Raw genomic sequence first — 21,477 nt, 5'->3', positions numbered from 1 at the left:
TAACCCTTTGCCATGACGTCCGCCACGGTGGCGGCGCCACCCCACCGACAGGAGCCCCCATGACCTCCACCCCCTCCGCCGTCACCGACGAGATGGTCAACGCCTTCGCCGACACCTACTACGGCGGGCTCAGCTCCAGCATCTACGCGACCCCCGTGCCGCTCGACCCGGCGGACACGGTGCTGGTGCTGATCGACATCCAGGAGTGCATCACCAAGGATGCCTTCCTCAAGACCTTCGCCGCGCTCGGTGTCGACGCGGAGCCGATGCTGCCGGTCCTCGACCGGATCGAGGCCGACATGCGCGCCACGGTCGGCAACATCTCGGCCGTGCTGGAGAAGTGCCGGGAGACGGGGATCCGCCCGATCCACGTGCGCATCCAGGCCCAGCTCCCCGACGCCGCCGACACCGGCGCGCTGCACCGCTCGGCCGGGATGTTCTACCCGCCGGGCTCCAAGGACTCCGAGTTCCTCCCGGAGGTGATGCCGCGCGAGGACGAGATCGTGCTCAACAAGACCTGCTCGGGCATCCACGTCGGCACCCACATCGACCAGGTGCTGCGCAACCTCGGCGCCCGGAAGGTGCTGGTGGTCGGCTTCTACACCGACCAGTGCATCAGCGCCTCGGTCCGCGACCTGTCCGACCTGGGCTACCAGGTCGACCTGATCGAGGACGCCGTCGGCGCGCTCAGCCCCCAGCGCCACGAGTACGCGCTGCAGAGCATCAGGAAGATCTACGCGAACTCCGAGACCACGCAGACGCTGCTGGGTCGCCTCGCCGAGCTCCCCGCGCGCTAGTGTCCGCGGTCACCCACGCGGGCGCCCTGGCGACGGCCGTCGCGGTCCGCCGGTCGATCCACCAGCACCCCGAGCTGAGCTTCGAGGAGCACCGGACCTCCCGGCTGATCCAGGAGCACCTGGACCGGATCGGGCTGCCCTACCGGGCCGGCGTCGCGGGCACGGGCGTCGTCGCCACGCTCGCCACCGGCCGCCCGGGCCCGGTCACCGCCTTCCGCGCCGACCTCGACGCGCTGCCGATCGCGGAGGACACCGAGCAGCCGTTCCGCTCCACGGTCCCGGGCGTGATGCACGCCTGTGGGCACGACCTGCACACCGGGATCCTGCTCGGGCTGGCCGAGCGGCTGGTCGCCGAGGCGGCCGCGCTGAGCGGCACGATCGTCTTCGTCTTCCAGCCGGGGGAGGAGGCCAACGGCGGCGCCCAGCGGGTCATCGACGCCGGCGGGCTCGCCGCCGGGGTCGAGCGGATCTTCGCGCTGCACGTCGTGCCCGAGCTGCCGACGGGCTCGATCGCGGTGCGCGACGGCGCCCTGACCGCGACCGACGACGAGTTCGAGATCGCCGTCGCCGGACGGGAGGCGCACAGCTCGCAGCCCGAGCTGGGCGTCAACGCGCTGTCGGTGGCCGCCCGCATCGTGACGGCGCTCGACGGTCTGTGCGCCACGCTCAGTCCGTTCAGCGTGGCCACCTTGACCGTCGCCTCGGTCCACGGCGGAGAGGCGGTCAACGTGATCCCCGGCTCCGCCGAGGTGCGGGGGATGATCCGATGCGTCGAGTCCGCCGACAAGCTCGAGCTGCGCGAGCGGCTGGTCACGACGGCCGAGGCGATCGCCGCGTCGATGGGCGCGTGGGCCACCGTGCGCATCGTCGAGGGCTTCCCGCCGGTGGTCAACGACCCGGACCTGGCAGCCACGGTGCGGGCGGCGGCTCGCGACGTCCTCGTGCCGGGGGCTGGGGTCATCGAGCTGGAGCGACCCCACCTGGGCTCGGAGGACTTCGCCTACTACCAGCAGGTGGTGCCCGGCGCGATGTTCATGCTCGGCTGCGGGCGGCCCGGCGCCACGGCCGGCGGGCTGCACACGCCCACCTTCGACCCGGACGAGGGCGCGCTGGCCGTCGGCCTGGCGGTGTTCGGTGCGATCGCGCACCGGGTCCACGGCGCGACCTGACCGACGGGGCAGACTGGCCGTCATGACGAACCTGGTCATGACGGACGGGGCGGTCGCGGGGCTGCTGGAACCCACCTCGGTGGAGCTCACCCCTGGCGAGGTGGTGGTCGCGGTGGGCCGGCCGGGCCACGGGAACGTGGCCCTGGCCCTCGCCCTGGCCGGGCGACTGCGGCTGACGGGCGGCACCGTCGCCCTCGGTGAGGACGCCTCGCCCGGGGTGCTGCAGGCCGCCGTGGTGCTGGTCGACGTACCCGGGGTGACCGAGCCGGACGACAGCGTGCCGTTCCGGGTGGTCGTCGCCGAGGAGCTCGCGCTCGCCGGGCGGCCCGCGGGTCCGCGCTCGGCGTCGTCCTGGCTGCGGGCGCACCGGCTGGGCACCGGGCCGGGGCTGCGCACCGAGGACGTGCCGCCCGCCGACCGGGTCCGCTCGCTCACCGAGCTCGGGGCCGCCCGGCCGGACGCCCGGTTCCTGGTGCTCGTCTCGCCCGACCGCCACGGCCTGCACCGGCGGGACTGGTGGCCACCCGTGCGCGCGGCCGCGGACGCCGGCCTCGGGGTGCTGGTGACGGTCAGCGAGGCGGTCGACCTGACCGGCGAGGTGGTCCGCCGGGCCACGATCGGAGGCGCGGCATGAACACCCTGCGGATCGCCTGGAGCGAGCTGTCGCGGCTGCTGAGCCTCCGGATGGGCCGGATCACCGTGCTGGCGCTGGTGACGGTGCCGACGATCTACGCCGGCCTCTACCTCTACGCCAACCACGACCCCTACTCCGCGCTGGACCGGGTGCCGACCGCGCTGGTCGTCGAGGACACCGGCGCGACCGGTCTCGACGGGAAGCAGCTCGACGCCGGCCGCGAGGTGGCCGACCAGCTGCTGCAGTCCGCGGACTTCGGCTGGCACGAGGTCGACCGGGCCACCGCCAAGGCGGGGGTCGACGACGGGACCTACGACTTCGCGCTGCTCATCCCGCGCGACTTCTCCGCCGCGCTGACCAGCAGCTCGGGCGGGGACCCCGAGCAGGCGCGGATCACGATGCTCACCAATGACGCCAACTCCTATCTGTCGACCACGATCGCCAACACCGTCGCCACCAAGGTGCGCGACGCGATCGGGCAGCAGGTCTCCAAGGAGGCGGTCGGTACCTTCCTGCTCGGCATCGCCGACGTCCGGCAGGGCCTGCAGCAGGGCGCCGACGGGGCGGGCCAGCTCCACGACGGCCTGAAGCAGGCGCGACGGGGCTCCCGCGAGCTGGTCACGGGGAGCGGGCAGCTGGCCGACGGCACCGGGCAGCTCCACGGCGGCGCGACCCGCCTGCACGACGGGCTGACCACCCTGGCCACCCGTACGTCGAGCCTGCCGCAGCAGGCCCGGAAGCTGGCGTCGGGCGCCCGCCAGGTCGCCGACGGGGATCGGAAGGTGGCCGACGCGGGCGACCGGATCGCGGGTGCGGTCCACGACGCGCGCAAGGCGTTCGACGGCGGCCGGGCCGACCTCGTCGCCCAGATGAACCAGCTCGGCATCGACGCTGCGGCCCAGGACCGGCTGCTCGCGGTCTACGACCGCGTCGGCGGCAAGGTGCACGGCGTCGACGCCAAGGCGGGCGACGTCCGCAAGCAGCTCAACCAGCTCGCCGCCGGAGCCGGCCAGGTCGCCGCCGGCGCCGACCAGCTCGCCCGCTCGGCACCGGCCCTGGTGGACGGAATCCGCCAGGCGCGCAACGGCGCCGGAGAGCTGGAGTCGGGCGCCGCCCGGCTCGACAAGGGGGCCGGCACGCTGCACGACGGCACCGTCGAGCTGCGCCAAGGCCTGCGCCGGCTCACCGCCGGCGCCGGCAGCCTGCGCGACGGGCTCGCCGCCGGCGTCGAGAAGGTGCCCGACACCACCGCGGACTCGCGCGAGCGGATCGCCGCGACCATCGCCGACCCGATCGACGTACGGGCGCGCAGCGACGCGGCGGCCCGCAACTACGGCGCCGGCCTGGCGCCCTTCTTCCTGGCCCTGGCCGCGTGGATCGGCGGGTACGTGCTCTTCCTCCTCGTCCGCCCGCTGTCCAGCCGGGCGCTGGCCGCCAACCAGCACCCGCTGCGGATCGCCGTCGGCGGCTGGCTGCCGCCCGCCCTCATCGGCGCCACCCAGATGACCCTCGCGTTCGCGGTGGTCGCGCTCACCCTCGACGTCGGCATCGTCGAGAGCCTGCGCACCTGGCTGTTCATGATCCTGATCTCGGCGACCTTCGTCGCGATCGTGCACCTGATGAACGCGCTGCTCGGCACCCCCGGCCAGTTCCTCGCCCTGGTCCTGATGGTGGTCCAGCTGGTCACCGCGGGCGGCACCTTCCCCTGGCAGACGATCCCCGAGCCGCTGCACTGGCTGCACCAGGTGCTGCCGATGAGCTATGCCGTCGACGGCCTGCGCCAGCTGATGTACGGCGGCGACCCGGCCCGGGCGTCCACGGCGGTGCTGGTGCTGGTGGCGTACCTGGCCGGCGCGCTGGTGCTCACCTCGCTGGTCGCACGCCGGCACCGGGTGTGGACGCCGAGCCGGGTGAAGCCGACGGTGGTGCTGTAGCCCGGCTCAGCAGAGGTCAGCGCACCACGGCGTAGCAGAGCTTCTGCACGCCGTTGGCGTACGCCTCGCTCTCGACCAGGTCCAGCTTCTGGCGGTCCTTGTCGGTCTCGCTCCACATCCGCTTGCCGGCGCCGAGGACCCACGGGAAGACGAGCAGGTGGTAGCGGTCGAGCAGCCCGGCGTCGGCGAGGCCCCGGGCCAGGCTCGCCGAGCCGTGGATCGAGATCGGCCCGCCGTCGGTCTCCTTGAGCGCGGCGACGTCGTCGAGCGAGCGCAGGATCGTGGTCTCGCCCCAGTCGGCAACGAGGTCCTCGTCCTTGAGCGTGGTCGAGACGACGTACTTCGGCATCGCGTTGTACTTCGGGAACTCCTCGGTCATCGACGGCCACACCGGCGCGAACGCCTGGTAGCTGACCCGGCCGAGCAGCAGCGCGCCCGCCTCCTCCTGCTCGCGGCCCTTGAGCTCGTAGACCTCCGGGAGGAAGTCGATGCCCTGGAAGGTCCAGCCGCCGTTGCGGTAGCCGTCCTCCGGGCCGGGAGCCTGGACGACGCCGTCGACGGAGACGAAGGCGGTGTAGATCAGGGTGCGCATGGGTGACCTCCGGGGTCGGGATTGGGGGCGCTGACATCCTCTCCACGAACGGGCGTGGACGGATACGACAGGCCGACCGATTCTTTTCTCGGTGATTCTCCTGGGCGGGAGTCGCCGGCTTGTCCTCATGTCGGCTTGAGGTTCTACCTTCGGCACATGAGCATGGAGTCGATCGCCTGGAACCAGGTGTACCGGGGGATGCACGGGCCGGACGAGGAGCGGGAGTTCAGCGCCACGACCGCGAAGCGGATCCTGCGCTTCGCGCGTCCCCACCGCCGCAAGCTGATCGGGTTCCTGGTGCTCAGCGTCGTCACGGCCGGGCTCGCGGTCGCCACGCCGGTGCTGGCCGGTCACGTCGTCAACGCGATCGTGGCGGGCGACAGCCGCTCGGTCGTCGTCCGGCTGGCGCTGGGGATCGCGGTGCTCGCCGTGCTGGACGCCGGGCTCGGGCTGGTGTCGCGCTGGCTGTCGTCGAGCATCGGCGAGGGGCTGATCCTCGACCTGCGCACGGCCGTCTTCGACCACGTGCAGCGGATGCCGGTCGCCTTCTTCAGCCGCACCCGCACCGGTGCGCTGGTCAGCCGGCTCAACAACGACGTGATCGGGGCGCAGCGCGCGTTCAGCCAGACCCTGTCCGGCGTGGTCGGCAACCTGGTCACGCTGGTGCTGACGCTGGTCGTGATGCTCGGCATCTCCTGGCAGGTCACCCTGCTCGCGCTCGTGCTGCTGCCGGGTTTCGTGGTGCCGGCGCGGCGGATGGGCCGGCGACTGGCCGGCATCCAGCGCGAGGCGGCCGACCACAACGCCGCGATGGGCAACCAGATGACCGAGCGGTTCTCGGCGCCCGGCGCCACCCTGGTCAAGCTGTTCGGCCGGCCCGAGCAGGAGTCGGTGGAGTTCGCGGCCCGCGCCCGGCGGGTGGCCGAGATCGGCGTACGCACCGCGATGGTGCAGACCACCTTCGTCACCGCGCTGACCCTGGTCTCCGCCCTGGCCGTCGCCGTGGTCTACGGACTCGGCGGCGCCCTCGCGCTCCAGGGCACCCTCGACGCCGGTGACGTGGTCGCCCTCTCGCTGCTGCTGACCCGGCTCTACGCGCCGCTGACCGCCCTGGCGAGCGCCCGGGTCGAGGTGATGAGCGCGCTGGTCAGCTTCGAGCGGGTCTTCGAGGTGCTCGACCTCCAGCCGCTGATCACCGACCGGCCGGGCGCCGGCACCGTGCCCGAGGGACCGGTCGCGGTCGAGCTCGACGACGTCCGGTTCGCCTACCCGGCGGCCGACAAGGTCTCGCTCGCCTCGTTGGAGGCGGTGGCGACCCTCGACACCCGCGGTGGCGAGGAGGTGCTGCACGGCATCTCGCTGCGCGCGGAGCCCGGCCAGGTGGTGGCCCTGGTCGGCTCCTCCGGCGCCGGGAAGTCGACCATCGCCCAGCTCGTCTCCCGGCTCTACGACGTCGACGCGGGCGCGGTACGCCTGGCGGGGGTCGACGTGCGCGACCTCACCGCCGCCTCGATCCGCGACGCCGTCGGCATGGTCACCCAGGACGGCCACCTGTTCCACGACACGATCCGCGGCAACCTGCTGCTGGCCCGGCCGGAGGCCTCGGAGCAGGACCTGTGGGACGCGCTGTCCCGGGCCCGGCTGGCCGACCTGGTCGGCGCGCTGCCGGACCGGCTGGACACGGTGGTGGGGGAGCGCGGCTACCGGCTCTCCGGCGGTGAGCGGCAGCGGCTGACCATCGCCCGGCTGCTGCTCAAGCAGCCCCGGGTGGTGATCCTCGACGAGGCGACCGCGTCCCTGGACTCGACCTCGGAGGCGGCGGTGCAGGCGGCGCTCGGCGAGGCGCTGGCCGGCCGGACCGCGCTGGTGATCGCGCACCGGCTCTCGACGATCCGGGCGGCCGACCTGATCGCCGTGGTCGAGGACGGCCGGATCGTCGAGCGCGGCAGCCATGCCGCGCTGCTCGCGGCCGGGGGCCGGTACGAGGAGCTGTACCGGACCCAGTTCGCCGAGGACGCGCCGGACCCGGCCGAGCGTGGTGATCTGCCCACCCATCGTGTATCTTGACATCAAGAGATATCGGATCCCCGGATCTCTGCGGACTTAGGTCAGCCTCACTATCCCTTCCGCCGCTCGCGGCGGCAGGATGAACGGCAGACCTAGCGACAACGATGAAGTCGATGTGGACGGAGACGCGATGGCCAGCAAGAACAGCTTCGGAGCCAAGAGCACCCTGGACGTGGAGGGGAAGTCCTACGAGATCTTCCGCCTCGACGCGGTCACGGGGGAGGGCCTCGACGTCGAGAGCCTGCCCTTCTCGTTGAAGGTGCTGCTCGAGAACCTGCTCCGCACCGAGGACGGCGCGGACATCACGGCCGAGGACATCAAGGCCCTCGCGGGATGGGACGAGACGGCCCAGCCCGACAAGGAGATCCAGTTCACGCCCGCCCGCGTGATCATGCAGGACTTCACCGGCGTCCCCTGCGTCGTCGACCTCGCCACCATGCGCGAGGCGATGGCCGAGCTGGGCGGCGACGCCACCAAGATCAACCCGCTCGCGCCGGCCGAGATGGTCATCGACCACTCCGTCATGGCCGACGTCTTCGGCACCCCCGAGGCCTTCGCGCGCAACGTCGAGATCGAGTACGAGCGCAACCGCGAGCGCTACCAGTTCCTGCGCTGGGGCCAGGGCGCCTTCGACGACTTCAAGGTCGTCCCCCCCGGCACCGGCATCGTCCACCAGGTCAACATCGAGCACCTCGCCCGCACCGTCTTCACCCGCGAGGTCGACGGTGAGCTGCTGGCCTACCCCGACACCTGCGTCGGCACCGACTCCCACACCACCATGGTCAACGGCATCGGCGTCGTCGGCTGGGGCGTCGGCGGCATCGAGGCCGAGGCGGCGATGCTCGGCCAGCCGGTCTCCATGCTGATCCCGCGCGTCGTCGGCTTCAAGCTGTCCGGCGAGCTGCCCGAGGGCTCCACCGCCACCGACCTGGTGCTCACCATCACCGAGATGGTCCGCAAGCACGGCGTCGTCGGCAAGTTCGTCGAGTTCTACGGTCCCGGTGTCGCGGCGCTGCCGCTGGCCAACCGCGCCACCATCGGCAACATGTCGCCGGAGTTCGGCTCGACCATCGCGGTCTTCCCGATCGACGGCGAGACCATCAGCTACCTGCGCCTGACCGGCCGCTCCGAGGAGCAGATCGCGCTCGTCGAGAAGTACGCCAAGGAGCAGGGTCTCTGGCTCGACCCGGCCGCCGAGCCGCGCTACTCCGAGAAGCTCGAGCTCGACCTGGCGACCGTCGTCCCCTCGATCGCCGGCCCGAAGCGCCCGCAGGACCGCGTGCTCGTCTCCGAGGCCAAGGAGTCCTTCCGCGGCGCGCTGGTCGACTACGCCGGTCCGGCGCAGGACGCACAGGGCTACGACGAGGCCGTCGAGGAGTCCTTCCCGGCGTCCGACGCCCCGTCGCACGACCCCCACCAGGCCAACGGCGCCCCGGCCCCGAGCAACCACCTCTCCGCGGCGCCCGCCGACGGCGGCCGGGTGTCCAAGCCCGTCGAGGTGACCCTCGAGGACGGCACCACCTTCACCCTGGACCACGGCGCGGTGACGATCGCCTCGATCACCTCCTGCACCAACACGTCCAACCCGTCGGTCATGATCGGCGCCGCGCTGCTCGCCAAGAAGGCCGTCGAGAAGGGCCTGGCCCGCAAGCCGTGGGTCAAGACCACCCTCGCGCCCGGCTCGCAGGTCGTCTCCGACTACTACGAGAAGGCCGGCCTGACGCCGTACCTCGACAAGCTCGGATTCAACCTGGTCGGCTACGGCTGCGTCACCTGCATCGGCAACTCCGGCCCGCTCATCCCCGAGGTCTCCGCGGCGGTCAACGAGAACGACCTCGCCGTCGTCTCGGTGCTCTCCGGCAACCGGAACTTCGAGGGCCGGATCAGCCCCGACATCAAGATGAACTACCTGGCCTCCCCGCCGCTGGTCGTCGCCTACGCGCTGGCCGGCTCGATGGACGTCGACCTGTTCAACGACGCGCTCGGCCAGGACGCCGACGGCAACGACGTCTTCCTCAAGGACATCTGGCCCTCGCCGGCCGAGGTCGAGTCGACCATCGCGGGTGCCATCAACTCGGAGATGTTCGCCGAGTCCTACGCCGACGTCTTCAAGGGTGACGAGCGCTGGCGCTCGCTGCCCACCCCCGAGGGCAACACCTTCACCTGGGACGAGGCGTCGACGTACGTCCGCAAGGCCCCGTACTTCGACGGGATGCCCGACCAGCCCGCCCCGGTCACCGACATCTCCGGTGCCCGCGTGCTGCTCAAGCTCGGCGACTCGGTCACCACCGACCACATCTCGCCGGCCGGCTCGATCAAGGCCGACTCGCCCGCGGGCAAGTACCTCACCGAGAACGGCGTCTCCCCGCGCGACTTCAACTCCTACGGCTCGCGCCGCGGCAACCACGAGGTCATGATCCGCGGCACCTTCGCCAACATCCGGCTGCGCAACCAGATCGCGCCCGGCACCGAGGGCGGCTTCACCCGCGACTTCACCGTCGCGGACGGCCCGGTCACCACCGTCTACGACGCGTCGGTCAACTACCAGGCCGCCGGCATCCCGCTGGTCGTCCTGGCCGGCAAGGAGTACGGCTCCGGCTCCTCCCGCGACTGGGCCGCCAAGGGCACCTCGCTGCTGGGCGTCAAGGCGGTCATCGCCGAGAGCTACGAGCGCATCCACCGCTCCAACCTGATCGGCATGGGCGTGATCCCGCTGCAGTTCCCCGAGGGCCAGAACGCCGAGTCGCTCGGCCTGACCGGCGAGGAGACGTTCTCCATCGCCGGCATCACCGAGCTCAACGAGGGCACCACGCCCTCGACGGTGAAGGTCACCACCGACACCGGTGTGGAGTTCGACGCGGTCGTCCGCATCGACACCCCCGGCGAGGCGAACTACTACCGCAACGGCGGCATCATGCAGTACGTGCTGCGCAACCTGCTGCGCGGCTGAGTCTGCTCGATCCGACGGCCCGTCCCTGCTGGGGGCGGGCCGTCGGCGTATCTCTGGCTTGGGGCTGCTGGTGGCGGCTGTGGCGGCGGCGGCTGTCGGGCGGCGCTGTAACACGTTGTCCGCTGCTCCTCCTGACCCCGACCGCCTGTACCGGACCCGCTCAGACCCCCTCGACCGACGTCCCGGGTCCGGAAGAGCAGCGAACACCGTGTTACAGCGGGTCGCGGATCCCCACGCCCCCACCAGCCGCACCGCGCCACCTGCCCGGCCCGGCTCGATAGCACCAGCGCGGGCCGGTGTGCCACCCTGGGCACGTGGTGATCGCGGTCGTGCTCCCGGGGGCAGTGCTGCTGCTGTTCGGCGCCCTCACCGGGCTGGGCGAGCGCCGCCGCGGCGGATCGGCGCCGGTCGTGGCGCTGGCCGCGCTGGTGTTCCCGGTGGCCTGGGCGGTCTGGCATCTCCGGGACGAGCGGCCCTACGGCCGGCTCACGCGGCCTGCCGCCTGAGGCCGCCGCTCGTGCGCACCATCCCGGACACCTTCGACCAGTCCGCCGTCGCCGCGATCGACGGCCGGCTGGAGGACGTCGCTGCAGCCCACTGCGTGCGCATCCCGTGGGCGGTGGAGAGCGGGAGCCGGGCGTGGGGCTTCGCCTCTCCGGACAGCGACTACGACTGCCGCTTCCTGTTCGTGCGCCCGGCCGCGGCCTACCTGGCGCTGTGGCCGGCTCGCGACGTGATCGAGACGCCCCTCGACGGACTGCTCGACGTCAACGGCTGGGACCTCGCCAAGGCGGTCCGGCTCGCCACCGCCGGCAACGCGACGGTCGGGGAGTGGCTGCGCTCGCCGCTGGTGTACGACGGCGACCCGGCTTTCCGCGACGCCCTGCTCGACCTGCTGGCGGCGGTGACCGACCGCGGCCGGGTCCGGCGGCACTACCTGCACGTCGGACGCGGTCAGTGGGCGCACGCCCGTGCCGGTGCGGACGTCGTACGGCTCAAGCGGGTCTTCTACGCCGTGCGGCCGGCGCTCACCCTGCGCTGGCTCGACGATCACGCCGGCGTGCCGCCGATGAACCTCGACGAGCTGCTCGCCGAGACCGACCTGCCGCTCGGCGTCCGGGCCGAGATCGAGGAGCTGCGCCTCCTCAAGGCCCGGTCCCGCGAGCTGGGCGAGGCGCCGGTCCCGCCGGCGATCGCGGCGTGGGTGGAGCAGGTGCTCGCCCCCGAGCCCGACGTCGCCCCCGATCCGGGCTCCGCGGTGCGGGAGCGGGCGAACGCCGGCTTCCGCGACCTGCTCGACCGCTGGGCGCCCGCCGGCCGGTGAGGCCCGCCTGACTACCGTGGGCGCATGCTCGTCGCCTTCAGCATCAGCCCCTCCACCTCCGACGACACCGGTGGCGTCTCCGAGGCGGTGGCTGCCGCGGTCCGCATCGTCCGCGAGTCGGGGCTGCCCAACGAGACCAATGCGATGTTCACCAACATCGAGGGGGAGTGGGACGAGGTGATGGCGGTCGTCAAGCGTGCCGTCGACGCGGTCGCCGCCGTCTCGCCGCGGGTCGGGCTGGTGCTCAAGGCCGACATCCGCCCGGGCTTCACCGGCGAGCTCACCGCCAAGGTGGAGCGGGTCGAGCGGGCGCTCGAACAGTGACCCAGCCGCCGTTCCCGCCACCCCCACCACCCCCGCCGTACGGGCCGCCACCGGCGTTCCCGCCGGCGTTCCCCCCCGCCCCCGCGCCGTCGCTCGCCGCTGCCGATCGTCCTGGCGGTGCTCGTCGCCGTCCTCGTGCTGGCGGCCGCCGTGCTGGTGCCGCTGGCCCTGGCGAAGGACGACGACCCGGCCGCGACCGAGTCCGGGGCAGGCGGCGCGGAGACGGTCGACACCGACGGTCTCGCCGCCGTCGAGGAGTACGACGGGCTCACCAACCAGCATCTCGCCCCCGGCGTCGAGCACGACTACCCCCAGTCGCCTCCCGCGGGCGGCGACCACGCGCCGTACTGGCTGGAGTGCGGCGTCTACGACGAGCCGGTCCCCGAGGTCAACGTGGTCCACGACCTCGAGCACGGCACCGTCTGGCTGACCTACCGTCGCGACGACGTCGACGCGGCCGGCGTACGGCGGCTCGCCGACCAGCTGCCCGACAACGGCATCCTGTCGCCGTACGACGACCAGGAGGCGCCGGTCGTGATCACGGTCTGGGGCCGGCAGCTCGCGCTCACCGGCCCGGACGACCCGCGGATCGCCCAATTCGTCGCGGAGTTCGGTGCGGGCGACACGGCGCCGGAGCCGTTCGCGTCCTGCCACGGGGGAGTCGACCCGGCGGACCTGCCGCCGTCGGGCACCAGCGTCTGATCGGGGCTGCCGGCTGAGGTGGTCAGACCAGTCGTCAATTGGGCACAGACTGCAACAGATCGGCCGGATTTTCACGGATTGGTCCCAAACCGCAACTGGTCAGACCACCCCGCGTAGGCTGCCGGAGTGACCTCCCTCACCGTGCTTCCCGTCCCCGGCCACGGCGCGGAGGACGTCGTCGTGGCGACCTCAGGACCCGACCGGGGCTGTGTCTTCACCGGCACCGAGGACGGTGCCGTCTTCCGGGTCGGTCCCGACGGCGCCCGGGTGGACCGGGTCGCCCACACGGGCGGGCGCCCGCTCGGGATCGAGTTCGCGCCCGACGGTCGGCTGTTGGTGTGCGACGCGCAGCGGGGCCTGCTCTGGGTGGATCCGGCGAGCGGTCGGGTCGAGCTGATCACGGCCGATGTGGAGGGCCGGCCGATGCGCTTCTGCAACAACGCCGCGATCGCCGACGACGGCACCGTCTGGTGGTCCGACTCGTCCACGGAGTACGGCATCGCGCGCTGGAAGGACGACTTCGTCCAGCACACCCGCACCGGCCGGCTGCTGAGGCGCGACCCCGACGGCACGGTCGCCGTGGTCCTCGACGGCCTGGCCTTCGCCAACGGGGTCGCCCTCTCCGCGGCGGGCGACTTCGTCTGCGTCGCCGAGACCGGCGCCCGCACCGTCGTGCGGCAATGGCTCACCGGCGAGCGCCAGGGCACCCGCGACTTCCTGGTCACCGACCTGCCGGGCTACCCCGACAACATCGCCCGCGGCTCGGACGGACTGATCTGGATAACGATCGCCAGCCCCACGGACCCGCTCGTCGAGCGGCTCCAGCGCGGCCCGATGGCCCTGCGGAAGCTGGCCACCAGGCTGCCCGAGGCGCTGCAGCCGAAGCCGAAGCAGACCGTCCGCGTGGTCGCGTACGACGAGCGCGGCACCCTGGTCCACGACCTCGACCTCGCCTCCTCCGGGCCGGGTGCGGCGTACCACATGGTGACCGGCGTCCGGGAGCACGAGGGCCGGGTCTGGCTGGGCAGCCTGCACGAGCCCGCGATCGCGTTCACCGACCTGTGACCGCCTAGACTGGCCTTCATGTCTGTCCTCGAGAGCATCAGCACCCCGCGTGATCTGCGGGCCCTGTCCGAGGACGAGCTGACCCAGATTGCGGCGGAGATCCGCGACCTGATGATCCGCACCGTCGCGACCAACACCGGTCATCTCGGACCCAACCTCGGCGTCGTGGAGCTGACCCTCGCGATCCACCGGGTCTTCGACTCCCCGCGCGACAAGATCGTCTTCGACACCGGCCACCAGTCCTATGTCCACAAGCTGGTCACCGGCCGGGCCGGCGACTTCGGCACGCTGCGGCGCGAGGGCGGGCTGAGCGGCTACCCCAGCCAGGCGGAGTCCGAGCACGACCTGGTCGAGAACTCCCACGCCTCCACCGCGCTCAGCTACGCCGACGGCATCGCCAAGGCGTTCCGGATCCGCGGGGAGGACCGCCACACCGTGGCGGTCATCGGCGACGGAGCGCTCACCGGCGGCATGGCCTGGGAGGCGCTCAACAACATCGCGATCCAGCACGACTCCAAGCTCGTGATCGTGGTCAACGACAACGGCCGCTCCTACACCCCGACCATCGGCGGCCTGGCGACGGCGCTGACCAGCCTGCGCACCAACCCGCGCTACGAGACGGTCCTCGACATCGTCAAGCGCCGGCTCACCGCGGTTCCCGGCGTCGGCTCGGCGGCGTACGACGCCCTGCACGCCATGAAGAAGGGCCTGAAGGACGCGCTGGCGCCGCAGGGCCTGTTCGAGGATCTCGGGCTCAAGTACGTCGGACCGGTCGACGGCCACGACCGCGCCGCCGTCGAGCAGGCGCTGAGCCAGGCCAAGCGCTTCGGCGGCCCGGTGATCGTGCACGCGATCACCCGCAAGGGCTTCGGCTACGACCCGGCCGAGCGCCACGAGGCCGACCAGTTCCACTCGCCGGGCCCGTTCGACGTCCAGACCGGCGCCGAGAAGCCCAAGGGACCGATCTGGACCGACCACTTCGCCGAGCACATCGTGACCATCGGCGAGCGGCGTCCCGACGTCGTCGCGATCACCGCCGCGATGATGCACCCGGTCGGCCTCGACCGCTTCCAGGCCCGGTTCCCCGAGCGCACCTTCGACGTCGGCATCGCCGAGCAGCACGCCGCCACGTCGGCCGCGGGCCTGGCGATGGGGGGGCTGCACCCCGTCTTCGCCGTCTACGCGACCTTCCTCAACCGGGCCTTCGACCAGGTGCTGATGGACGTCGCGCTCCACCGGTGCGGCGTGACCTTCGTGCTCGACCGCTCCGGCGTCACGGGCGACGACGGCGCCAGCCACAACGGCATGTGGGACATGTCGCTGCTGCAGGTCGTGCCCGGGCTGCGCCTGGCCGCGCCGCGCGACGCCACCCGGATGCGCGAGCTGCTCGACGAGGCGGTGGAGGTCGCCGACGCACCCACCGTCGTCCGGTTCCCGAAGGGCCCGCCGCCGGCCGACCTCGAGGCGGTCGGCAGGGCCGGCGGCTGCGACCTGCTCGTCCGCGAGGGAGCGCGCGACGTGCTCGTCGTCGCGGTCGGCTCGATGGCCGAGACCGCCGTCGACGTCGCCCAGCGGCTGGTCGACCAGGGCATCGGCGTGACCGTCGTCGACCCGCGCTGGGTCAAGCCGGTCGACCCGGCCCTGATCGAGCTGGCCCGCACCCACCGCCGCGTCGTCACGATCGAGGACAACGGCGTCATCGGCGGCGTCGGCGCGGTGCTGCTGCAGACCCTGGTCGCCGCCGGCGTGCGCACCCCGGTCCGGATCCACGGCATCCCCCAGGAGTTCCTCGACCACGCCAAGCGGCCCGCGATCCTCGAGCGGATCGGGCTCACCCCCTCCGCGATCGCGCTGGACATCCTCCACGACATCACCGCCGAGCCCGTCGCGGAAGGTCGGTCGCTCCTCGATGTCGACGGCTCGCGCTAGGACCCTGCTCCCGGTCCTGGCCCTGCTCCTGCTGCCGCTCACCGCCTGCTCCGCCGACCCACCCCCGCCGACCGACTCCGGAGCCGGGTACGACGACGTCGCCACGTTGATCCAGCGGACGCTCGACAAGCGGGCCCGCGGCCTGCGCACCCACGACGTCGCCCGGTTCCGGAAGGCGCTGGACCGCTCCGACCCCGGACTGGTCCAGGAGCAGCAGACCTACTTCGACAACCTCGCCCAGCTGCCCGTGGGCGAGCTGCACTACGAGGTCGCCGCCGACACCATCACCCCGGTCGAGGGGAGCGAGGACTACTGGGTCGAGGTGGTCCTCAGCCTCGGCCTCGACGGGTACGACGCCGCGCCGACCCGCACCCGCGACCGGTTCCTGTTCACGCGCTCGCGCGACGGCCGCCGGCTGGTCATCACCTCGACCACCGACCACGCCTGGGAGACCGCCCACCCCGGCAACGTGCAGCCGTGGGACCTCGGCCCGATCCGGGTCGAGCGGACCGCGGGCGTGCTCGGCATCTTCGACGACACCACGGTGCGCCATGCCCGTGAGGTGCTCGCCGCCGCCGGCACCGGCCGCTCCGACGTCCGCGGCGTGATCGGGTCGACCGGCGAGGACGCGCCGTCGGGAGTGGTGGTCTACTCGCTGCGCGACCCGGCGTTCCTGCGCGGCCTCGCCGACCGGACCGTCGGCGACCCCGACCGCGCGGACGGGCTGACCATCGCCGTGCCGGTCGACGGGACCGACCCGGGCCAGGGCGTCGCGTCGTACCGGGTCTTCCTCAACCCGCGGGTCCTCGACCAGCCGGTCGGCGTGCTCGGCAGGCTGGTGCGTCACGAGCTCACCCACGCGACCCTCGGCTCGCGGGGCCGGGGCGCGCCGCTGTGGCTCAGCGAGGGGGTGGCGGAGTACGTCTCGGTCCAGTCGATGGCGCCGGCCCGCCGCCGGCTGCCGGCCCGGGCCCTCGACCTGGCGGCCGGCGTGCGCGACCTGCCGGGAGCCGCGCAGTTCGGCAGCGCGGATGCCGAGGCGTGGTATGCCGTGTCCTGGTGGGTCTGCGAGTACGTCGCGAGCGTCTACGGCCGCCCGATGCTCTTCCTGCTGCTCGACCGGCTCGCCGACGGCGCCGACCAGGCGCAAGTGCTGCCGGAGGTCCTCGGTGTCACTCCCGCACAACTGGCCCAACGGGGTGTAGGACTGATGGCACGCACCTACTCGGGTCAGGAGTAGTTCCATGAGCCTCTTCCGCACCAAGTCCGTCGAGCAGTCGATCGCCGACACCGACGAGCCGGACCACCGGCTGCGCAAGGACCTGTCGGCGCTCGACCTCACCGTCTTCGGCGTCGGCGTCATCATCGGCGCGGGCATCTTCGTGCTCACCGGCACCGTCGCCGCCAGCAACGCCGGTCCCGCGCTGGCGCTGAGCTTCGTGATCGCCGCCGTCGCCTGCGGCCTCGCGGCGCTCTGCTACGCCGAGCTCGCCTCGACCGTCCCGGTCGCCGGAAGCGCCTACACCTTCAGCTACGCCACCCTCGGCGAGCTGGTGGCGTGGATCATCGGCTGGGACCTGGTGCTGGAGTTCACCGTCGGCGCCGCGGCGCTCTCGACCGGGTTCTCGGCGTACCTCCAGGAGGTGCTGAGCATCGTCGACATCACCCTGCCGACCCAGATCGCCTCCGCCGCCGACGGCTTCATCGACCTGCCGGCGGTGGTGATCGCGCTGCTGGTGACCTTCCTCCTGATCCGCGGCACCAAGTTCTCCAGCCGGTTCAACCAGGTCGTCGTGGCGCTCAAGCTGGTCGTGGTCGCCGCCGTCATCGTGGTCGGGATCGCCCACATCGACGTGAGCAACTGGACCCCGTTCATCCCCGACGCCCAGCCCGCGCCCGAGTCCGGCGGCGGCTTCGCCGACGTGCCGCTCATCACCAGCCTGCTCGGCCTCGAGCCAGCCGTGTTCGGCATCGCCGGCGTCATCTCGGGCGCCGCGATCGTCTTCTTCGCGTTCATCGGCTTCGACATCGTCGCCACCACCGCCGAGGAGACCAGGAACCCCCAGCGCGACGTCCCGATCGGCATCCTCGGCTCGCTGGCCATCGTCACGGTCCTGTACGCCGCGGTCAGCCTGGTCGTCACCGGCCTGCGCAGCTACCGGGACATCGACCCCGACAGCGCCGCGCCGCTCGCCGACGCCTTCAAGGCATCCGGCGTCGACTGGATGCCGAACCTGATCTCGATCGGCGCCTGCATCGGCCTGGTCGTCGTCGCGATGATCCTGATGCTCGGCCAGTCGCGGGTCGGCTTCGCGATGGCGCGCGACGGGCTGCTCCCGCGGGCGCTGGCGAAGGTGCACCCCACCTGGGGCACGCCGTACCGGATCACCATCCTGACCGGCGTCGCGGTGGCCGCGATGGCGGGCTTCATCGACCTCAGCACCCTGGCCCACCTGGTCAACATCGGCACCCTGTTCGCGTTCATGCTGGTGAGCATCGGCGTGGTGGTGCTGCGCCGCACCCGGCCCGACCTGCCCCGCGGCTTCCGTACGCCGGCCGCCCCCGTCGTCGCGGCGATCTCCACCCTGATGTGCTTCTACCTGATGCTCAACCTGACCGGCGACACCTGGATCAGGTTCGGGGTGTGGATGCTCATCGGCTTCGTCGTCTACTTCGTCTACGGACGTCGGCACAGCCGGCTTCAGGCTGCGGTGCCCGGGACCGACCTCAGTGCCGACCGGGGTCGGCGCGCCGGGACGTGAGCAGCAGGAGCAGGGCGATCCCCGTCAGGACCGCCGCCACCCACACGGGCCCGACGTCACCGGAGCCCGACCGGGACACAGCCGCGACCGCGGGCCCGGCCGTCGCACCCAGGTTGAGCGCCGCGGTCGCGTAGGAGCCGGCCATGGTGGGCGCGCCGGCCGCCGCGTGGAGCACCCGGGCGATCAAGGTGCTGCCCACCGCGAACGCGACGACCCCCTGGACGAGGACCAGGCCGAGCACCAGCAGGGGACGGGTCGCGGTCACGCCGAGGGCCAGCCACCCCAGGAGCAGCACGGGAGTGGCCACGTCGAGGAGCCGAGTGGAGTGCCGGTCGGAGAGCCGCCCGGCGACGGTGACTCCGAGGAAGGAGCCGACGCCGAACAGGACCAGGGCCAGGGGGACCCAGATCTCGTCCAGTCCAGCGGTCCCGGTCACGAGCGGGGCCACGAAGGTGAAGACGGCGAAGGTCCCGCCGTTGACCAGGGCGCCGAGCGCCATCGCGAGGAGCAGCCGCGGCGCGCGCAGCGCAGCGAGCTCGGAGGCCAGAGAGGGACCGGCGGCGACCTCGGACGCCGGCGCCACGCCGGGGCGGATCCCGGCGACGATGGCGACTCCGGCGGGGACGCAGAGCAGCGCGACCGCCCAGAAGGCCGCGCGCCAGCCCAGCGTGGTCCCGAGCAGCGCGCCGGCCGGGACGCCCGCGACGGTGGCGAGCGTCGTACCGGACAGGAGGACGGCCAGGGCGCGTCCCTTCTGGTCCGTGGCCACCAGCCCGATCGCGGTGCTGAGCGCCACGGCCAGGAAGCCGGCGTTGGCGACCGCGGCCACGACCCTGGTTCCGAACAACACGGTGAAGGAGGCGGTCGTCGCGGCAACGACGTGGCACAGGGCGAAGACCGCGACACAGCCGAGGAGTGCGGACCGCGCCGGCCAGCGACGGGCGACGGCGGCCATGAGGGGTGCGCCGAGCACCATCCCGACGGCGAAGGCGGAGGTGAGGAGCCCGGCGGACCCGACCGACACGTCGATGTCGGCGGCGATATCCGGCACCAGGCCGGCGAGCATGAATTCCGAGGTGCCCATGGCGAAGACCGCGAGGGCGAGCAGGTAGAGCGCGAGAGGCATCGAGTTGCTCCGAGGCGAGAACGGACGGGAGGACGTCTCGTCACCGGGTCAGCCCGAGGGGACACCTGCATCGCGCTCCCGCGGGCAGCGGGAGAATGCGAGAGGTCAGCGGCGCAGGGGGCTGACGGTGTGACCGAAAGCCCCCGACGTGTCCGATTCGGGGCTCGCCATGCGCCCCAGGCTAGCGACGGGTACCCGGTGCCCGCACCTGCGTTTCGTCGAGCCGGACCGCCGCCAGCGAACTCCCGTCCTGCAGCAACTAGGCTCTCCGTGTGACCTCATCGCCCCGTCTCGTCCACATCGTCGACGAGGTGCCCGAGCTGGAGGGCGTCGAGAAGCTCGCCCTCGTGGTCGCGCTCGAGGGCTTCCTCGACGCCGGGAGCGCCGGTGCCCTCGCCGCCCGCCACCTGGTCCGGGCCGGCGCGTTCTCGACCGACGGCGGCGGCGTCGTGGTGGCGACCTTCGACGTCGACCAGCTCCACGACTACCGCGCCCGCCGGCCCCCGATGACCTTCGCCCGCGACCACTACGAGGGCTACGAGGCCCCGCGGCTGGTCGTCCGGATGCTGCGCGACGCCGGCGGTACGCCGTACCTCCTGCTCCACGGGCCGGAGCCCGACATCCGCTGGGAGGCGTTCTGCCGCGGGGTGCGCGAGATCGTGGAGCGCTTCGAGGTGTCCCTGGTGGTGTCGATGGGCTCGGTGCCGATGGCGGTGCCCCACACCCGGCCGATCGCGATCACCCACCACGCCAACAACCCGGACCTGCTCACCGGCTCCAGCCCGTGGCGTGGTGAGCTGAGGGTGCCGAGCAGTGCGCAGGCGCTGCTGGAGGTCCGGCTCGGCGACTGGGGCCACGACGCGCAGGGCTTCGTCGCCCACGTGCCCCACTATCTCGCCCAGCTCGACTACCCGCGGGCCTCGGTGTCGCTGCTCGAGCACGTCGAGCTCGCCGCCCGGCTCACCGTCGACCTCTCCGAGCTGCGCAGCGCCGCCGAGGCGCGCGAGGAGGAGATCGGCCGCTACCTGTCGGCCAACGACGAGGTGCAGGACGTCGTGACGGCGCTGGAGCAGCAGTACGACACCTTCGCGCGCGCCGAGCAGGAGGGCAGCAGCCTGCTGGCCGAGGACGAGCCGCTGCCCACGGGCGAGGAGATCGGTCGCCAGTTCGAGCAGTTCCTGGCCGGTCTCGAGGGCCCCGACGAGACCGGGGGCACGCCATGACCGACCAGGCGAAGGAGCGGGAGATGGGGGAGGCGACCCAGCGGCTGGTCGACCTGCTCGACCTCGAGCAGCTCGACACCGACCTGTTCCGCGGCCAGCAGCCCGAGACCATCCGCCAGCGCGTCTACGGCGGCCAGGTGGCCGCGCAGGCGCTGATCGCCGGGTCGCGCACCGTCGACGCCGACATGCATGTCCACTCGCTGCACTCCTACTTCCTGCTGCCCGGTGACTACAACGTCCCGATCATCTACGACGTCGAGCGGATCCGCGACGGGCGCTCCTTCGCCACCCGACGGGTGCTCGCGCGCCAGCACGGCCGCCCGATCTACTACCAGTCGCTGAACTTCCAGCGGGCCGAGGAGGGCCTCGAGCACCAGGACGTGATGCCGCAGGTGAAGCCGCCGGAGGACGGGCTCGACCTGATGCAGCTGATGGCCGACCGGGGCAGCGACGACGGGCTGAGCAAGGAGTGGGCGGCGCTCGACGTACGCTGGCTCGGCAGCTCCGCCTTCGGCCTGGACCCCGACCCGCTCCACCCGGCGCAGACCCAGGTCTGGATCCGGGTCGACGGCCGCCTCAGCGACGACCCGATCGAGCACCTCGCCACCTTCACCTATGCCAGCGACGTCTCCCTGCTCGGCGCGACCCTCGCCGCGCACCCGGAGCACGGCCCCCACAAGGTGCAGATGGCCTCGCTCGACCACACCATCTGGTTCCACCGGCCCTTCCGCGCCGACGAGTGGTGGCTCTACGACCAGTGGTCGCCCTCGGCCAGCGGCGGCCGCGGCCTCGCGCTGGGTCGGATCTTCACCCAGGACGGCACCCTCGTCGCCACCGTCGCGCAGGAGGGGCTGATCCGACCGCGCGCCCGCTAGGGCG

The 21,477-nt window shown here is 72.4% G+C and carries 18 protein-coding genes; 16 read left to right on the top strand and 2 right to left on the bottom strand.

What is annotated here, in order from left to right; genetic code table 11:
• Positions 1 to 59 precede the first annotated feature (59 nt).
• From JOD66_RS00905 to JOD66_RS00890, 4 genes are read left to right on the top strand one after another with little or no spacing between them, the layout of a single operon-like run.
• Positions 60 to 797 (top strand): cysteine hydrolase family protein, encoded by a 738-nt coding sequence (locus JOD66_RS00905; protein WP_204835083.1) that lies wholly within the window; start codon positions 60 to 62, stop codon positions 795 to 797.
• On the top strand, positions 797 to 1,966 hold the full coding sequence (locus JOD66_RS00900; RefSeq protein ID WP_204835082.1) for a M20 metallopeptidase family protein: 1,170 nt from the start codon (positions 797 to 799) through the stop codon (positions 1,964 to 1,966). The genes JOD66_RS00905 and JOD66_RS00900 overlap by 1 nt, the downstream gene beginning before the upstream one ends.
• A gap of 22 nt (positions 1,967 to 1,988) precedes the next feature.
• Entirely contained in the window at positions 1,989 to 2,600 is a 612-nt protein-coding gene (locus JOD66_RS00895; RefSeq protein WP_204835081.1) for a hypothetical protein, read from the top strand.
• Complete coding sequence (locus tag JOD66_RS00890; protein WP_204835080.1) at positions 2,597 to 4,534, top strand: YhgE/Pip domain-containing protein; 1,938 nt, start codon at positions 2,597 to 2,599, stop codon at positions 4,532 to 4,534. Before JOD66_RS00895 ends, JOD66_RS00890 begins: the two co-directional genes overlap by 4 nt.
• A 16-nt stretch (positions 4,535 to 4,550) precedes the next feature.
• On the opposite strand, the gene JOD66_RS00885 is transcribed toward JOD66_RS00890, so the two are convergent.
• The gene (locus JOD66_RS00885) at positions 4,551 to 5,126 is read right to left on the bottom strand and encodes a dihydrofolate reductase family protein (protein WP_204835079.1); all 576 of its coding nucleotides are present in this window, start codon (positions 5,124 to 5,126) and stop codon (positions 4,551 to 4,553) included.
• A gap of 156 nt (positions 5,127 to 5,282) precedes the next feature.
• Here JOD66_RS00885 and JOD66_RS00880 point away from each other — a divergent pair, with 156 nt between their 5' ends.
• The 10 genes from JOD66_RS00880 (at position 5,283) to JOD66_RS00835 (ending at position 18,249) form a co-directional block, all read left to right on the top strand.
• Positions 5,283 to 7,193: an ABC transporter ATP-binding protein gene (locus tag JOD66_RS00880; RefSeq protein ID WP_204835078.1), complete on the top strand. Its 1,911-nt coding sequence runs from the start codon at positions 5,283 to 5,285 to the stop codon at positions 7,191 to 7,193.
• A 130-nt stretch (positions 7,194 to 7,323) separates the two neighbouring features.
• Positions 7,324 to 10,143: an aconitate hydratase gene (locus JOD66_RS00875; RefSeq protein WP_204835077.1), complete on the top strand. Its 2,820-nt coding sequence runs from the start codon at positions 7,324 to 7,326 to the stop codon at positions 10,141 to 10,143.
• 314 nt (positions 10,144 to 10,457) lie between these two features.
• Complete coding sequence (locus JOD66_RS00870; protein ID WP_205126604.1) at positions 10,458 to 10,649, top strand: hypothetical protein; 192 nt, start codon at positions 10,458 to 10,460, stop codon at positions 10,647 to 10,649.
• Between the two features lie 11 nt (positions 10,650 to 10,660).
• On the top strand, positions 10,661 to 11,467 hold the full coding sequence (locus JOD66_RS00865; protein WP_307823216.1) for a nucleotidyltransferase domain-containing protein: 807 nt from the start codon (positions 10,661 to 10,663) through the stop codon (positions 11,465 to 11,467).
• A gap of 24 nt (positions 11,468 to 11,491) precedes the next feature.
• Positions 11,492 to 11,791 carry a thiamine-binding protein gene (locus JOD66_RS00860; protein WP_204835076.1) on the top strand — a complete coding sequence of 100 codons (300 nt, stop codon included), beginning with the start codon at positions 11,492 to 11,494 and terminating at the stop codon, positions 11,789 to 11,791.
• Positions 11,792 to 11,908: 117 nt separating this feature from the next.
• A complete protein-coding gene (locus JOD66_RS28005; protein WP_204835075.1) occupies positions 11,909 to 12,493 on the top strand; it encodes a thioredoxin-like domain-containing protein in 585 nt (194 codons plus the stop codon).
• A 126-nt stretch (positions 12,494 to 12,619) separates the two neighbouring features.
• Positions 12,620 to 13,558, top strand: coding sequence for an SMP-30/gluconolactonase/LRE family protein (locus JOD66_RS00850; RefSeq protein WP_204835074.1), 939 nt, complete (start codon positions 12,620 to 12,622; stop codon positions 13,556 to 13,558).
• A gap of 18 nt (positions 13,559 to 13,576) precedes the next feature.
• Positions 13,577 to 15,487: a 1-deoxy-D-xylulose-5-phosphate synthase gene (gene dxs / locus JOD66_RS00845; protein WP_204835073.1), complete on the top strand. Its 1,911-nt coding sequence runs from the start codon at positions 13,577 to 13,579 to the stop codon at positions 15,485 to 15,487.
• Complete coding sequence (locus JOD66_RS00840; protein WP_204835072.1) at positions 15,468 to 16,727, top strand: gluzincin family metallopeptidase; 1,260 nt, start codon at positions 15,468 to 15,470, stop codon at positions 16,725 to 16,727. The genes dxs and JOD66_RS00840 overlap by 20 nt, the downstream gene beginning before the upstream one ends.
• A 4-nt stretch (positions 16,728 to 16,731) precedes the next feature.
• On the top strand, positions 16,732 to 18,249 hold the full coding sequence (locus tag JOD66_RS00835) for an amino acid permease (protein ID WP_204835071.1): 1,518 nt from the start codon (positions 16,732 to 16,734) through the stop codon (positions 18,247 to 18,249).
• On the opposite strand, the gene JOD66_RS00830 is transcribed toward JOD66_RS00835, so the two are convergent.
• The gene (locus JOD66_RS00830) at positions 18,215 to 19,375 is read right to left on the bottom strand and encodes a Cmx/CmrA family chloramphenicol efflux MFS transporter (RefSeq protein ID WP_204835070.1); all 1,161 of its coding nucleotides are present in this window, start codon (positions 19,373 to 19,375) and stop codon (positions 18,215 to 18,217) included. The two genes, JOD66_RS00835 and JOD66_RS00830, sit on opposite strands and share 35 nt — an antisense overlap.
• A gap of 272 nt (positions 19,376 to 19,647) precedes the next feature.
• Here JOD66_RS00830 and JOD66_RS00825 point away from each other — a divergent pair, with 272 nt between their 5' ends.
• The gene (locus tag JOD66_RS00825) at positions 19,648 to 20,598 is read left to right on the top strand and encodes a proteasome assembly chaperone family protein (RefSeq protein WP_204835069.1); all 951 of its coding nucleotides are present in this window, start codon (positions 19,648 to 19,650) and stop codon (positions 20,596 to 20,598) included.
• A complete protein-coding gene (locus JOD66_RS00820; RefSeq protein WP_239545014.1) occupies positions 20,595 to 21,473 on the top strand; it encodes an acyl-CoA thioesterase in 879 nt (292 codons plus the stop codon). The genes JOD66_RS00825 and JOD66_RS00820 overlap by 4 nt, the downstream gene beginning before the upstream one ends.
• Positions 21,474 to 21,477 lie beyond the last annotated feature (4 nt).

It is taken from the genome of Nocardioides nitrophenolicus (assembly GCF_016907515.1).
Classification (GTDB): domain Bacteria; phylum Actinomycetota; class Actinomycetes; order Propionibacteriales; family Nocardioidaceae; genus Nocardioides; species Nocardioides nitrophenolicus.
The sequence above is the reverse complement of the archived record's forward strand: the minus strand, read 5'-3'. Positions and strand labels throughout refer to the sequence as shown.

Coding starts and splice junctions, on each gene's coding strand:
- JOD66_RS00905 (WP_204835083.1), top strand. CDS start 60: ATGACCTCCACCCCCTCCGCCGTCACCGACGAGATGGTCAACGCCTTC.
- JOD66_RS00895 (WP_204835081.1), top strand. CDS start 1,989: ATGACGAACCTGGTCATGACGGACGGGGCGGTCGCGGGGCTGCTGGAA.
- JOD66_RS00890 (WP_204835080.1), top strand. CDS start 2,597: ATGAACACCCTGCGGATCGCCTGGAGCGAGCTGTCGCGGCTGCTGAGC.
- JOD66_RS00885 (WP_204835079.1), bottom strand. CDS start 5,126: ATGCGCACCCTGATCTACACCGCCTTCGTCTCCGTCGACGGCGTCGTC.
- JOD66_RS00880 (WP_204835078.1), top strand. CDS start 5,283: ATGAGCATGGAGTCGATCGCCTGGAACCAGGTGTACCGGGGGATGCAC.
- JOD66_RS00875 (WP_204835077.1), top strand. CDS start 7,324: ATGGCCAGCAAGAACAGCTTCGGAGCCAAGAGCACCCTGGACGTGGAG.
- JOD66_RS00860 (WP_204835076.1), top strand. CDS start 11,492: ATGCTCGTCGCCTTCAGCATCAGCCCCTCCACCTCCGACGACACCGGT.
- dxs (WP_204835073.1), top strand. CDS start 13,577: ATGTCTGTCCTCGAGAGCATCAGCACCCCGCGTGATCTGCGGGCCCTG.
- JOD66_RS00840 (WP_204835072.1), top strand. CDS start 15,468: ATGTCGACGGCTCGCGCTAGGACCCTGCTCCCGGTCCTGGCCCTGCTC.
- JOD66_RS00835 (WP_204835071.1), top strand. CDS start 16,732: ATGAGCCTCTTCCGCACCAAGTCCGTCGAGCAGTCGATCGCCGACACC.
- JOD66_RS00830 (WP_204835070.1), bottom strand. CDS start 19,375: ATGCCTCTCGCGCTCTACCTGCTCGCCCTCGCGGTCTTCGCCATGGGC.
- JOD66_RS00820 (WP_239545014.1), top strand. CDS start 20,595: ATGACCGACCAGGCGAAGGAGCGGGAGATGGGGGAGGCGACCCAGCGG.